This is a genomic window from Odoribacter splanchnicus DSM 20712 (assembly GCF_000190535.1).
Lineage (GTDB): Bacteria > Bacteroidota > Bacteroidia > Bacteroidales > Marinifilaceae > Odoribacter > Odoribacter splanchnicus.
The window spans coordinates 297,732-312,495 of record NC_015160.1 but is presented as its reverse complement, the minus strand read 5'-3'; the positions used below and the strand labels follow the sequence as shown (position 1 = coordinate 312,495).

12 protein-coding genes are annotated in these 14,764 nt (G+C 42.8%); 7 read left to right on the top strand and 5 right to left on the bottom strand.

Annotated elements, in window-relative coordinates:
- Positions 1-84 precede the first annotated feature (84 nt).
- Both ODOSP_RS01325 and ODOSP_RS01320 read left to right on the top strand, forming a co-directional pair.
- Positions 85-483, top strand: coding sequence for a TlpA family protein disulfide reductase (locus tag ODOSP_RS01325; RefSeq protein ID WP_049782802.1), 399 nt, complete (start codon positions 85-87; stop codon positions 481-483).
- 87 nt (positions 484-570) lie between these two features.
- Positions 571-1,587, top strand: coding sequence for a 6-bladed beta-propeller (locus ODOSP_RS01320; RefSeq protein ID WP_013610615.1), 1,017 nt, complete (start codon positions 571-573; stop codon positions 1,585-1,587).
- Between the two features lie 493 nt (positions 1,588-2,080).
- Here ODOSP_RS01320 and ODOSP_RS01310 read toward each other — a convergent pair whose 3' ends face one another.
- Positions 2,081-3,241 (bottom strand): PdxA family dehydrogenase, encoded by a 1,161-nt coding sequence (locus ODOSP_RS01310; protein ID WP_228026193.1) that lies wholly within the window; start codon positions 3,239-3,241, stop codon positions 2,081-2,083.
- Positions 3,242-3,364: 123 nt separating this feature from the next.
- On the opposite strand from ODOSP_RS01310, the gene ODOSP_RS01305 reads away from it, so the two are divergent.
- Complete coding sequence (locus ODOSP_RS01305; RefSeq protein WP_013610611.1) at positions 3,365-4,003, top strand: class II aldolase/adducin family protein; 639 nt, start codon at positions 3,365-3,367, stop codon at positions 4,001-4,003.
- 50 nt (positions 4,004-4,053) lie between these two features.
- On the opposite strand, the gene pnp is transcribed toward ODOSP_RS01305, so the two are convergent.
- Positions 4,054-6,333 (bottom strand): polyribonucleotide nucleotidyltransferase, encoded by a 2,280-nt coding sequence (gene pnp, locus ODOSP_RS01300; protein ID WP_046402906.1) that lies wholly within the window; start codon positions 6,331-6,333, stop codon positions 4,054-4,056.
- Positions 6,334-6,437: 104 nt separating this feature from the next.
- Positions 6,438-6,707, bottom strand: a complete 270-nt coding sequence (gene rpsO, locus ODOSP_RS01295) for a 30S ribosomal protein S15 (protein ID WP_013610609.1) — start codon at positions 6,705-6,707, stop codon at positions 6,438-6,440.
- A gap of 252 nt (positions 6,708-6,959) precedes the next feature.
- Here rpsO and ODOSP_RS01290 point away from each other — a divergent pair, with 252 nt between their 5' ends.
- Genes ODOSP_RS01290 through ODOSP_RS01280 form a run of 3 tightly spaced genes read left to right on the top strand, consistent with a single transcriptional unit; the run spans position 6,960 to position 11,605 of the window.
- Complete coding sequence (locus ODOSP_RS01290) at positions 6,960-8,015, top strand: DUF1573 domain-containing protein (protein WP_013610608.1); 1,056 nt, start codon at positions 6,960-6,962, stop codon at positions 8,013-8,015.
- A gap of 21 nt (positions 8,016-8,036) precedes the next feature.
- Complete coding sequence (locus ODOSP_RS01285) at positions 8,037-9,104, top strand: DUF1573 domain-containing protein (protein WP_013610607.1); 1,068 nt, start codon at positions 8,037-8,039, stop codon at positions 9,102-9,104.
- A 17-nt stretch (positions 9,105-9,121) separates the two neighbouring features.
- Complete coding sequence (locus ODOSP_RS01280; RefSeq protein WP_013610606.1) at positions 9,122-11,605, top strand: endonuclease MutS2; 2,484 nt, start codon at positions 9,122-9,124, stop codon at positions 11,603-11,605.
- A gap of 711 nt (positions 11,606-12,316) precedes the next feature.
- Here ODOSP_RS01280 and ODOSP_RS19845 read toward each other — a convergent pair.
- On the bottom strand, positions 12,317-12,628 hold the full coding sequence (locus tag ODOSP_RS19845; protein ID WP_167535977.1) for a hypothetical protein: 312 nt from the start codon (positions 12,626-12,628) through the stop codon (positions 12,317-12,319).
- Here ODOSP_RS19845 and ODOSP_RS01270 point away from each other — a divergent pair.
- The gene (locus tag ODOSP_RS01270; RefSeq protein WP_013610605.1) at positions 12,576-13,853 is read left to right on the top strand and encodes a hemolysin family protein; all 1,278 of its coding nucleotides are present in this window, start codon (positions 12,576-12,578) and stop codon (positions 13,851-13,853) included. The genes ODOSP_RS19845 and ODOSP_RS01270 overlap by 53 nt on opposite strands.
- Positions 13,854-13,936: 83 nt before the next feature.
- On the opposite strand, the gene kdsA is transcribed toward ODOSP_RS01270, so the two are convergent.
- The gene (gene kdsA / locus ODOSP_RS01265) at positions 13,937-14,740 is read right to left on the bottom strand and encodes a 3-deoxy-8-phosphooctulonate synthase (protein ID WP_013610604.1); all 804 of its coding nucleotides are present in this window, start codon (positions 14,738-14,740) and stop codon (positions 13,937-13,939) included.
- Between the last annotated feature and the right edge of the window lie 24 nt (positions 14,741-14,764).

Here is a 14,764-nt window from a genome sequence, read left to right as displayed (position 1 = left end):
AATACACGAAGACAAGCGTAAAAAAAAATTTTAAAAGAATGGACAAATAGAGAAATCATTTTCCCTAATTTAGAAACTAAATATATGGGAAAAGATACAATCCTACCTAATATGTTGAATCATGAATTTAAGATTTTACACTATATAGATACAATAGGATGCACAAATTGTCATCTTCAGCTATTCGATTGGAAACTATACATGAAAGAATTAAAAAGCTCATCTATCGACATTGCTCTCATCTTTGTAGTGTTCACCAAGAATTACGAGGAATTTGAAATAATTCAAAGAAACAATCACTTTTTTTACCCAGTCATTTACGATTACAACGGCCTTTTAAATAAAAAAAATCAATTCCCAACTTATCCTTATCCATTACATACTTTTTTATTAGACCGTAATAATAAAGTATTAGCTATTGGAAATCCAATAAATAATGAATCTATTCGCAATATTTTTGATAAAATTATCAAAAGAGAATAAATATTCAACTAATTAATTTTTTAGAATAGAAAGAAATAATTATTTTATGAGAGAGAGTATATCTCCCTTTATATAAATATGCTGAAAATGAAAATTCTATATATATTATTATTTTTTATTCTTTTATTTTCTTGTAAACAGGAGGCAGACAACGGCATAAAAATCGACCTGACACAAAAGAAGACCAAGATACGCTACTCGGAATTCGTAGATTCCGTAAGTTATCTTACATTATATTCGAACGATTCATGCATCGTTTCCCAAATCCGGCAATTATATGTAGACAGTAGTTACATTATCCTTTCGGATCGAAACGGAAACGGTATATGTGTCTTTCAGAACAATAAACTACTCTGCAACATTGCCCATTATGGACGCGGACCACAAGAATTCATCACTATCACTGGCTTTTGCCTGGATAAAAGTAATAAACACATCTGTATATATGATAACGAGAGCAGAAAATTAGTAAAATACACTTACAACGGAGCGTTTGTCGGCAAATATCCTTTGCCGGATTTAATGCGGTCGTTTACTAACGTTAAAGGAAAATTCATTTGTATCCAACCTGCATATTTACGTAAAATGCGATCCGGGATATGGACTACCGATTCCGAAGGAAAATTCGGGAAAGTACTGGTACCCGAGAACAGCGATAACGTATACGAAGCCCTTTATCCGCATTATTTCAATTATAATGACGAAGGTATTTCTTATTACGACAGGTATGATAACAGGCTCTTTTTTATTACTCCCGATTCCGCCTATCTGAAATACCGGTTCAATTTGATTCCCGCAATGCCGAGAGCTCTGAAAAGAAATGAAGATAAAGGAGTACAGGATTATTTTATGTTGGCTACATGCTACGATTTTGAAAAGTATATACTACTTTTTTATGGCTCGACGAAAGAGTTTTACCAGGTGCTATACAATAAAGCGGATTCCACTTACCGGGTAACGGAAGATCTTGTCAATGATCTGTTACCTGACGACAAGAATGAAGTATCTGAACATTATATCGATCCATATACACTTGCAGTGGAAATGAGCGCTGAGGAAAACGATTATAATCTACATCTACAAATTTTACATATAAAGAAATAAAACCATGAAGTATGTCCTTTTTATATGTCTAACTATCTTATTATTCAATTGCAAAAACACCGACCAAGCATACATACAAACAATCATTCAAGAATGGACCAACAAAAAAATCATTTTCCCTGACGATATTCAAGCAAAAATAGTAGGACGGGATACAAATTGCAATTATTTATTGTTAAAACCGATTAAAATATTGGTCTATGTAGATTCAATAGGGTGTACTGCTTGTAAACTAAATTTTTATGACTGGTATCAAAAAATAAACTCTTTAGGCAAAATAACAGATTTAGCTTTCCTATTTTATGTCAATACAAAAAATTTTAAAATACTTATACACCAGATAATATAATCATTTTCATAACTAGCTATGTAGGGACACTCGGTAAATAAATGGCATATGAAATGATTACAACCGATCATTTTCATATGCCATCTTACTTTATTTAGGTATTTACAGAATCCTCGCTAATCAGCGTCAAAACTTGGGAGTGTATTATTCCATCTCTTTTTCAATTCCGGCAATCTGCTCGACATTCAAATCGCTTTCGTTACTATTGGAAGCGATGTCGTAATGTCTCAGGGGATTCTGGGCTAACTCGGCATTCATCTGCCGGTTATTATACACATCGATAGCCAGATAAAGTGCATTACGCATACCCGATTCATCCGCTATACCCTGTCCGGTAATATCATACGCCATACCATGCACCGTAGAGGTATATACAATAGGCAATCCTGCCAATAACACCGCTCCTTCATTACCCTCTATCGTTTTGAAAGGAATCATCCCCTGGTCGTGATACATGGCCAGAATAACATCGAATTTTTCAAATTCTACACCACTGAACAATCCGTCCGGCGCATAAGGTCCCAAAGCCATGATCCCATTATCCCGGGCTCGTTCGATCGCCGGAATAATCACATTCTTCTCTTCTTCCCCATACATACAGTTCTCGCCGGAATGGGGATTGAGTCCCAATACGGCAATCCGGGGCTTCCGGATGGTAAAATCTTTCTTCAGACAAGCATCCAGCAACTTCAGTTTATAGTAAATATTGTTGACCGTAATATTTCCGGCAATATCCCGGAACGGCAGATGATTGGTAACGAATCCCATCTTCATCTTTTCACCCACCAACAGCGGCATGACATTACGGGTTTCATATCTTTCGCTAAAAAATACCGGACAACTCGCTGCGGGCTTAAAGGAATTGCACCCTTGAGGAGCTCCTACCAGGACATCGATCTCATTCCGGTCCAAAGCAGTCAGAGCAGCCTTCAATGCCAGCACCGCCGCATCGTCCGATTCCGGCGTCTCCTGGCCCAAATCCACTTTGATCGCATCGTCGACACAATTGACGATATTACACCTTTTCGGATTCGCATCACGGGCATTCTGAATACTATTCAAACTGAAATTTTCTATATTTAAAGCTTTCCGATGATAAGCAGCCACCTTCGAGGATCCGAACAATACCGGGGTACATACTTCGCAGATCCGGTTTTCTGCCATCATTTTAATGATCAACTCATAGCCAATACCATTGACATCTCCATGAGTAAATCCCACTGTAAGTCTATTCTCCATATCATACTCTGTTTGTAGCTTACAAATATAATAATAACTGGGCAAACCCGATCGTAGTAATTCCATTTATTTTTGTTTTGTTACAGCGTTCATTCAGGAATGAGTTATTCTCTGAAAAACAACCACCGAATTCAGACATATTGCTTAACTTAGCCCATCGATAAATAAACCTTTTCAGTAACCGGATTTATGGAAATTACAGATAAACACATTGAACAATTCCTGGCAGCTGCACATCAAACCGGCGAACGGCGGTTGACCCGTTGCAGCAGTGGTAATCTATCCTGGCGTATCGGCGAATTCGCCCTGATCTCGGCAACAGGCTCCTGGCTTCCCGAACTGCAAGCCGGCCAAATCTCCATTTGCCGGGTCGCGACCGGTGAAATCACAAACGGTATCCACCCTTCTATGGAAAGCGGCTTTCATTTACAAATCCTGCAAAACCGCCCTGATGTAAATGTCGTATTGCATTGCCAAAGTATTTATGCCACGACGATTGCCTGCATGAAAAAGAAACCCGATAATTTCAATGTCAGTATAGAAATCCCCTGTTATTGCGGGAGAGAAATAGCCATCGTCCCCTACTATCGTCCCGGTTCGGCCGAATTAGCGAAGGCTGTCAGCGAAGCCCTGCTCAATCACGATGCTGCACTTCTGGAAAAACACGGACAAGTATACGCCGGAAAAGATTTGAAAAGTACGATTGAAAAAGCTGAATTTCTGGAAATGGCCTGTGAAATCATGATCCATAGCGGCATGAATTACAACCCGCTCACTTTGCCGGAAATCGAAGAACTGGAGCAATACCTCCGCGGCAAACACCGATAAAAAAACCCGGAACCGAGACTGGTTCCGGGCAATAAATCACTTCGTATCCATTATTCCTCACTACCGGTTTCCTGATTGTCCTCCGTCCTTTCAGGCCGTGATTCACGACGTTCGGGACGTTCACGTCTTTCGCCACGATCGTGTCTTTCCGGACGTTCCCGTCTTTCACCCCGGTCATTTCTATCACCACGCGGACGCTCTGATCTTTCCTGATAACCTTCCGGTTTCGGCAGCAATGCCTTGTGTGACAAACGTAATTTTCCGGTTTTAGGATCCACTTCCAGTAATTTCACCTGAATATGATCGCCTTCTTTCAATACATCCTCTACTTTCTCGATCCGTTTGTAATCAATTTCAGAGACATGCAACAAACCGTCTTTTCCCGGCAGGATTTCAATAAAAGCACCGAAAGGCATAATCGATTTTACAATACCGTCGTACACCTCACCAACTTCCGGTTTAGCGACGATAGCCCGAATCCGTGCCAGCGCCTTATCGATCGATTCCTTATTGGTAGCCGAAACGTCGACAATACCTTTATTACCAACTTCTTCAATATTGATGGTAGCACCTGATTTTTCCTGAATATCCTGGATAATCTTTCCTCCGGGACCAATCAGCGCACCGATCTGATCTTTGTCGATAGTAACGGTAACAATACGGGGAGCGTGCGGTTTCAGGTCTTCACGCGGAGCCGGCATGGTTTCGGTGATGATATCCATGATATGCATCCGTCCTCGTTTCGCTTGTTCCAAAGCCTGTTCCATAATTTCATAAGAAAGTCCGTCTACCTTGATATCCATCTGGGTAGCGGTAATACCGTCACGGGTTCCTGTTACTTTGAAGTCCATATCGCCCAGGTGATCCTCGTCGCCCAGGATATCGGACAATACAGCATATTTAGCACACCCTTTATCGGTAATCAATCCCATAGCGATACCTGTCACCGGTTTTTTCATCGGTACACCGGCATCCATCAAAGCCAGCGTTCCGGCACATACGGTAGCCATGGAAGACGAACCGTTGGATTCCAGAATATCGGATACCACGCGGACCGTATAAGGGAAATCTTCCGGAATCATCCGTTTCAATGCCCGTAAAGCCAGGTTCCCGTGACCGATCTCACGACGTCCTACTCCCCGTGAAGCTTTAGCCTCTCCGGTTGAGAACGGCGGGAAATTATAGTGCAATAAAAATCTTTCTTTTCCCTGAATAGTAGCCTCATCGATAATTTTCTCATCCAGTTTCGTTCCCAGGGTAACAGACGACAAAGACTGTGTCTCACCGCGGGTAAAGATCGAAGATCCGTGAGGTCCGGGCAGATAACCTACTTCACACCAGATCGGCCGGATCTGTTCGGTAGTACGTCCATCCAGACGTACCCCTTCGTCCAAAATCATCCGGCGCATCGCTTCTTTTTCCACATCGTGGTAATAACGTCCCACCAACATGGCTTTTTCGATCTGCTCTTCTTCAGGCAGAGAAGCCAGGTATTCGGCCCGTACATTGTCCAACAATTCGCCACGCAGGTGTTTGTTTGCATTACACTGCCGTGCCACATCATAGGCTTTTTGGTAACACTTGTCCCAAATATCCTTACGCAGTTCCTCATCGTTCACTTCGTGACAATACGTCCGTTTTTCTTTTCCGACAGCAGCAGCCAGTTCTTGCTGAGCTACACACTGTTCTTTAATAGCTGCATGTGCAAACTTGATGGCGTCCAGCATTTCTTTTTCAGAAACTTCGTTCATCTCGCCTTCTACCATCATAATATTTTCATAGGTAGCTCCGACCATGATATCCAGATCGGCCTCTTTCAAAGCGGAAGCCGTCGGATTGATCACAAATTCTCCCTGGATACGGGCAACCCGTACCTCGGAGATCGGACCATGGAAAGGGATATCGCTGACAGCCAAAGCTGCCGATGCAGCGAGTCCGGCCAATGCATCCGGCATCGATTCTTCATCGGCCGAATACAGGGTCACCTGTACAAAAGTCTCTGCATGATAATCGTCCGGGAACAGAGGACGCAATGCCCGGTCGACTAAACGGGATACCAATATTTCGTAATCCGAAGATTTTCCTTCTCTCCGTGTAAAACCTCCCGGGAAACGTCCGACAGAGGCGAATTTTTCTTTATAATCTACAGACAAGGGCATAAAATCTACATCAGGACCTGCATCCTGAGCAGAAACCACAGTCGCGAGCAACATCGTATTGCCCATTTTCAGCATCACAGCACCATCTGCCTGTTTTGCCAATTTGCCGGTTTCCAGCGTAATTACTCTTCCGTCAGCCAGAGTAATGTTCTTTTCAATAACGTTCATAATAACTTAACGGTTAAAAATAAAATGTTTTAACGGAATTCTTTTTCGGAGGGAGGAGGGAGGATAGAAACAAGCCCGGTTGTCGCCGGGCTTGGGAAAACGTATTTTTATTTACGTATATTCAAAGCTTTAATGATAGCACGATATCTTTCAATGTCGCGGTCTTTCAAATAGTCAAGCAATGCCCGGCGTTTTCCAACTAATTTGATCAATGCTTTCTGAGTACCGAAATCTTTGTGATTGGCTTTCAGATGCTCGGTCAAATGATTGATACGGTAGGAAAATAAAGCTATCTGAGATTCCGCAGAACCCGTATCTTTATTAGACTTCCCGTATTGAGAAAAAAGTTCTTCTTTTTTTTCTGCTGATAAATACATGGTTTTTAATTCTTTAAATGATTAATATCGTTAAAACGCCGCAAAGATAGGCTTTATTCCCGGAATTACAAAGAAATGCGACAGTAATTCGTAATAAAAATATAGGTATTTAGATCATAGAAAGGAATTCTCAAAACGGGGTTGGTACAACTTGAAAATTATTTTTACATTTGTAGGTTTTTATAGCCTATAGGGAAAATCTTCCCTATTTATTGTGTATGAAATTTAGAAGATGATATAAAATTACGACGGATGAAAAGATTTATTTTTTTGTTGGTGGCCCTAATGCCTGTTTTGGTTTTTGCTCAGAAAGCTAAAATCGATTTTACAACAACCTCTCACAATTTCGGTACGATCAATGAAAATGCCGGTAAAGCGATTTTTGATTTTTCATTTAAAAACACAGGAAATGTTCCTTTGATCCTGACCAACGTACGGGCCGGATGTGGTTGTACAACACCGGTATGGAGCAGAGAACCGGTAGCTCCCGGTCAAACAGGCAGCATCAAAGTGGCTTTCGATCCACGCAACCGTCCGGGTGCTTTCGTTAAAAGCATTACAGTCAATTCCAATGCTTCCAATTCGGTCGTATCGTTAACGATACGGGGTAATGTCACCCGGAAACCGTTAGGCCCGTACGATCAGTATAAATTCAATATAGGGGCATTAAAATTAACGAGCAACACGATCAATCTGGGGGCGATCAATAACAACCAGGTACTGGAACGGAAGATAGAGGTGATCAATAGTGAAAATAAACCCGCCCGACTTCAGGTAATCAGTGAACATCCCCATCTGACAGTAAGTGTCAGTCCTACGACCCTGACTAAAGATCAAAAAGCCACGATTTCGATCAAATACGATGCCACCAAGAAGAACGACTGGGGATTTGTTACCGATAAAATTCAACTGCAGGTAAACGATAAAACAACCGGGGACATTACCGTTGCAGCAACGATCAGCGAAGATTTCTCCCACTATAACGGTAATTTTGAAAAGGCTCCTGCAATTTCTTTATCGGAAACGGAATACACCCTGAACGATCTGGATAAAAACAGTACCTACACCCATGAATTCACCATTCAAAACATCGGAAAATCGGAACTGGTCATTCGTAAAATAAAAACTTCAGATTCCAATCTTTCGGTCACAGCTTCCAGAGATACGGTCAAACCAGGAAAAAAAATCAAAGTTAATCTGAGTGTAAAAACCGGAAATGCCAAAAAATTAATTAAAATCATCCAGTTCACGACCAACGATCCTCACAATCCGATTATGACTTATAAATTGATCGGTAATCTGAAATAAGAATACTAAAAATCCGAAGTCATGAAATATTTTATTTCACTTATATCCGCTTTATTATTCACGTTTACCGTATTTGCCCAGGGAGTTCTTGAAATAAAGCAATCCCGGCAAACTTTAAAAAACCTTCTGGCAGACGATCAGCCGATGACAGTGGTTTATACGGCTCAAAACACAGGTACTCAACCGGTCATCATTACCCGCGTCACTCCCATGACCAGTTTACTGAAAGCCGATTGGCCCAAAAGTCCGCTTCTCCCCGGTAAAAGTTGTGATATAAAAATCACGTTTATTCCGATGCAATTACTGGAAAATTTCAACATGCGGATTCTGGTTTATTCCAATGCAAATCCAGCACGTAAAGAATTGATTCTGACAGGAAATCTGGTCGATAATCCTTCCAAACCGGAATTATTGTATAAATATAATATGAATGGTTTGAAATTCAAAAACAACAATATCAACTTCAAGAAAGTATATACCTGGCAAGTCGCTACAGATACGCTGGAATATTACAATACCCTCAAAGACGCTGTCAGCTTAGGAGTCATTTATAAATCCAACCATTTGCAGGCCACTTTCGAACCCGCACAAGTAGCTCCGGGCAAAAAAGGAAAGATTATCGTCACTTTCGATGCTCCCAAAGCCAATGACTACGGTTATGTTTACGAAAGCCTTATCTTGTCCGTCAACGGTTCTAAAGAATATAGCAACCGTTTATCCGTTACCGCGGAACTTAGTGAAGATTTCAGTAAACTGAGCAAAAAAGACAAAGCCAATGCGCCGATAGCACAATTCGATAAAAAAGAATGTAATTTCGGAGAAATCAAACAGGGAGAAAAAACCAGTTGTGATTTTACTTTAACGAATACAGGGAAAAGTATCCTGTTCATCCGGAAAACGAAAGCCAGCTGTGGGTGTACTGCCGTTACCCTGGGACAAAAAGAAATTCAACCCGGCCAATCGACAACCATCCGGGCCACTTTCGACTCTACCGGCAAATCCGGACGTCAGTATAAATCGATCACAGTAATCACCAACGATCCCTCTCAACCGGAAAACACCTTGACAATAAGCGGAAACGTCAAATAAAGAATAAAATGCACAAAATGGTTTATCCGGAAAATTTCGAAAGCAAGATTAAGTTTGATAAGATCAGGCAATTCGTTCAAAAAAACTGTCTGAGCGATATGGGCAGAGATTTGGTAGAAGCGATGAAATTTTCTACTGAACCGACAGAAATCCGGGAACGCCTGGAAGAGACGCAGGAATTTATGTCTATTCTGGAAGAAGAAGACCAATTTCCCGGCGATCATTTCAGCGACGCCCGTCCCTTTTTGAACAAAGTACGGGTGGAAGGCTTATTTCTGGAAGTGGCCGAAATGGTCGCTCTCAAGCAATCGCTGGAATCCCTGACGGCTATAGTCCGTTTTTTCCACGGCAAAGACGAACGGTATCCGCGTTTAACGGCCCAGGCCGGAGATATCCAATTATTTCCTTATATTCTGCAACGCCTCGATTCCATCGTATCCCGCCATGGGAGCATAAAAGACACGGCTTCCCCTGAATTGGGAGATATCCGCCATCGGCTTCAACGAAAACAAAACGGTATCTCCCGGCGTATGCAGGCTTTATTACAACAGGCTCAGACAGAAGGGTGGGCAGAAAAAGACACTTCCATCGCTATCCGGGACGGTCGTATGGTCATCCCCGTGCCTTCTGCCTATAAACGAAAAATAAACGGTATCGTCCACGACGAATCGGCTACGGGTAAAACCTCTTATATCGAACCGGCCGAGATCGTCGAAACCAACAATGAAATCCGGGAACTGGAATTGGAAGAGAAACGGGAGATCACCCGGATCCTCCGTCGGTTTGCCGAAGACCTGCGTCCCTACGTCGATGATTTGATTCCGGCCTACGATTTTCTGGCTTACATCGATTTTGTCCGGGCTAAAGCAGCTTTTTCACTCTATATCGAAGCAACCGTACCGGCTTTCAGCGAACGTCCGGAAATGTTCTGGTACAGCGCCCGGCATCCTCTTTTATGGCTCAGCCTGAAAAATAGCGATAAAAATATCGTCCCGCTAAAAATAGAGATTGATGAAACCCAACGGATTATCCTGATATCGGGTCCCAATGCAGGTGGAAAATCCGTATGCCTGCAAACCGCCGGTTTATTGCAATATATGTTTCAATGTGGCCTGCCGGTACCGGTCAGTGAAGCAAGCCGGTTCGGTATTTTCAAAAAAATACTCATCGACATGGGTGACGAGCAATCCATTGAAAACGATCTGAGTACCTATAGCTCACACCTCATCAACATGAAAAACTTTCTCCGCTACGGAGATGAAAATACCCTGATCCTGATCGATGAATTCGGCACCGGTACAGAACCCATGCTGGGAGGGGCTATAGCCGAAGCAATCCTGAAAACCCTCAATCAAAAACAGGTGAAAGGGGTAATCACGACCCACTACACCAACCTGAAACATTTTGCAGCGGAAACTACCGGTATTGAAAATGGAGCCATGCTTTACGACAGTCACCGGATGTTGCCTTTATTCGAATTATGCATCGGAAAACCGGGTTCTTCTTTTGCCTTCGAAATTGCCAAAAAGATCGGCCTTCCTAAAGAAATACTGGAAGATGCCGCCTCGAAAATCGGTGAAGATCATATCAATTATGACAAACATCTGAAAGACATCGCCCGGGACAAACGCTATTGGGAGGAGAAACGCAGACGCATTCACGAAAATGAGAAACGACTCGATGAAGTAGTCGAAAAATATCGTCAGGAATTGACCGAAGCTTCCCGTTTACGCAAAGAAATCATCAAAGAAGCCCAACAAAAAGCTCAGGAAATCATCCATTCGGCCAATAAAACCATCGAACAGACTATCCGGGATATCCGCGAAAATCAAGCAGAAAAAGAAAAGACCAAAGAAATCCGGCAAAAAATGGAGGCCGAAAAAGAACGGTTACTCTCCGAACAAGCCAGCGCTGAAGAAGAACGGATTCGGAAAAAAATGGAAAAACTGCAAAACCGGGAAAAAAATAAAAAGACCAAAAATAAAGCCTCCGCTTCAACTCCGGCTTCCGAGGGCACCACAACCGAACTCCCTTTACAGAAAGGGGATTTTGTCAGTCTGCCCAACAAAGCCATCGGAGAAATTCTTGAAATCAACGACAAAACTGCGGTTATCGCTTTAGGGAATCTGAGAACGACGGCTAAACTTTCCCAACTGAAAAGAGCATCGGCCAGTCAGGCCAAGAAAGTGGCCCGTACCCAGCCCCAAGCCTCGTATGCCAATATCCGGGAAAATATCAGCCAAAAACGTTTCGATTTCAAACCCGATATCGATCTCCGGGGAATGCGCGGAGAAGAAGCCTTGCAAAAAGTGATCACCTTCCTCGACGAAGCCGTTATGCTCAATTACAAAGAAGTAAGGCTACTACACGGCACCGGGACAGGAGCTTTGCGGCAACTGATCCGTCAATATCTCAGCACCAACCCGCTCGTCGCTTCCTTCGGAGATGAACAAATACAACTGGGAGGCGCCGGAATTACAGTCGTAAAATTAGATATATAATATTGGCATTTAATACATGTTTACTCTAAATGTAGGATTATTCTGTTACCTATTCGTCTGCGGTGTTCGTGTTTGGGAACCCGGTCGCTTCTGTCGGTCGTCTAGCCCTTTCTTTCACTGACCGGCGGAACTCCTCACTTCGTTCGTCAGACACCACCGGTCGTTCGTTCAGAAAAAGCAAGACGACACTCGCCAGAGTTCCAATGGTCCCCGAACACGAACACCTTCGACTGACGTTATCACTTCATGGTAAACTAATCAGGACCTGAAAACCATAAAGTTCAAATAACAGAGCTTTTCAAACCTTAAACCAGAATACTATCTATAAATCAATATTTTGTAAAAGTTTATTCCTATAAAGGAGTCAGATATTCCCACTCCGATAGGCTGCCCCGGAATTTAATTGTAAAAACTTCCTTATATTTTCTTTGCCCGGTAGTGCTAACGATAGATGCAGGGTTTTATGTCTGAAGACCATTGGAGCAGTGAACGAGAGTCCGGTTAGGTTTTCCGAACGCCCGACCGGTGGTGTTTGACGAACGAAGTGAGGAGTTCCGCCGGTCAGTGAAGGGAAACCTTAGCGGACCAGTCCAGGCGAACCGGTCTGAGGACATAAAATCCGGAATCGGAATAGAAAGAAAAAATAATTCTACGTTTATAAATGTAAATATGTATATCACTGGCATAATATTTTTAAATTGTCATCGGTTTCTATTCTGTCGCTTTCAAATCCACTTTTAGGCCCCTACGCTCTCTCAAAGTTTGCAATATCTGTTCTTTCACTCTGTCGATCCGATCTTTCTTTACAGACAAATCAACACCGGTATATTGTTTCTGTTTTTCCGCTTCATCCCATCTTTTCCTTTTGGAAAAAACTTCATAATAACCTTCAAAAAACTCTAAAAATAAGTCAATAAAACAGATAGTTGATGAAATACCGTTATATTTGAAACAGAATAAGACATTATTTATGGAAATCGTTATTATTTTAGGATTAATTTTTTTTAACGGCATTTTATCCATGTCGGAAATTGCCATGGTATCTGCCCGTAAAAGTCGTTTAGAAACAGCAGCTAAAAAAGGAAGTAAAACTGCAAAAACCGCCCTGCGTCTGGCCAATGAGCCGGATCGTTTTTTATCCACGATACAAATCGGGATCACCCTGATCGGTATTCTGACCGGTTTATATTCGGGAGAAGCTTTAGCCGGGGATCTGGCCCGTTGGCTGGAAACGATCGGTATCCCCCAGGCCCATAGCCTCACTTTAGCGAAAGGAATCATCGTTATATTAGTCACCTATCTGACTTTAATATTGGGAGAATTGGTACCGAAACACCTGGGCATGAATGCACCGGAAAAAATCGCCCGGTTGATCGCCCGGCCCATGGAAGTGCTGTCCAAAATCGCCTCTCCTTTCGTCTGGTTGCTTTCAGCCAGCACCCAAGCAGTTATCCGGCTCACCGGTCTTCATACCTCTACAGAAAATAAAGTGACCGAAGAAGAAATTAAAGCAATCATTCAGGAAGGTACTGAAGACGGTGAAATCCAGGAAGTAGAACAAGACATTGTAGAAAAAGTTTTCAACCTGGGCGACCGTAAAATCGGTTCTATCATGACCCATCGCAGTGACCTCATTTGGCTGGAAATCGGCGAATCCGCCGAATCGATCCGGAATAAAGTGAAGGAGAACGTGTATACCGTGTATCCGGTAGCCCACGATGAACTGGACCACATCGAAGGAGTGGTGTACCTGAAAGACCTTTTCAGCCATTTGGACGAACCGGATTTCAAGCTGGCCGATATTTTACGTCCGGCTCAGTTTTTCCCGGAAAACCAAAGCGTGTACAATACGCTGGGACATCTGAAATCCGATCACATCAAATACGGATTGGTAACCGACGAATTCGGTAGTATCCAGGGAATCGTTACTTTAAAAGATATCGTAGACGTGTTGCTGGGAGAAATCACCGAAAGCCACGACGAACCTGAAATCATCCGCCGCGACGACGGTTCGCTATTGGTCGACGGCCAATGCTCGTTCTACGAATTTTTGGAATACATCGATATGGAATGCCTGTATCCCGAATACGACTATAACACCATCAGCGGTCTGATCCTGCATCTACTGGAACACATCCCCCATACCGGCGAGAAAATCTCCTGGCACGAGCTGGAATTCGAGATTGTCGACATGGACGGAGCCCGTATCGATAAAATATTGGTGTATAGCAAGAAACACGATAAATAACAAAATTTTATACGAATTACTTTTCAGGCTCGGATCGGTTCCTAAAAATGCGATCGAGCCTGAAATTATTTTCCCAAATACGTTCATAACGCTTTCCGGATCCGAACCAATTTCTCCAGCAATCCTTCGAGCAAATCCAGACGCAGCATATTCGCACCGTCCGATTTCGCATTTTTCGGATCAGGATGAGTTTCGATAAAGATGCCGTCGGCTCCGACAGCTATTCCGGCTTTAGCGATGGTCTCGATCAACTGAGGTTGTCCGCCGGTCACCCCGCAACTCTGGTTAGGTTGTTGCAAAGAATGAGTAACATCGACAACGACAGGACATTGACATTCTTGCTGCATGATCTTGATTCCTCTATAGTCGACCACTAAATCCTGGTATCCGAAAGTCGTCCCCCGCTCGGTCACCATCACATTTTCGTTTCCGGATTCACGCACCTTATCGACAGCAAAACGCATAGCATCGGGAGATAAAAACTGTCCTTTCTTAATATTCACCATCCGGCCTGTTTTCGCTGCCGCTACCAGTAAATCGGTTTGCCGGCAGAGAAATGCCGGGATCTGGAGGATATCGACATATTCTGCAGCCATAACGGCATCTTCAGGACTATGAATATCCGTCACCACCGGTATTTGAAAATCTTTCCGGATCTTCGCCAATATTTTTAAAGCCTTTTCATCCCCGATTCCTGTAAAAGAATCCAAACGGGAACGGTTGGCCTTTTTAAAAGATCCTTTGAAAACATAAGGAATCCCCCATTTATCGGTGAGCTCGGAAACATGTTCCGCAATCTTGAGTGCCATTTCTTCGCCCTCGATGACACAAGGACCGGCTAATAAAAAAAACATCTCTTGTCCAGTCATTTCATTCAATATTTTCATATATATAGGATTTTAGGGCCACAC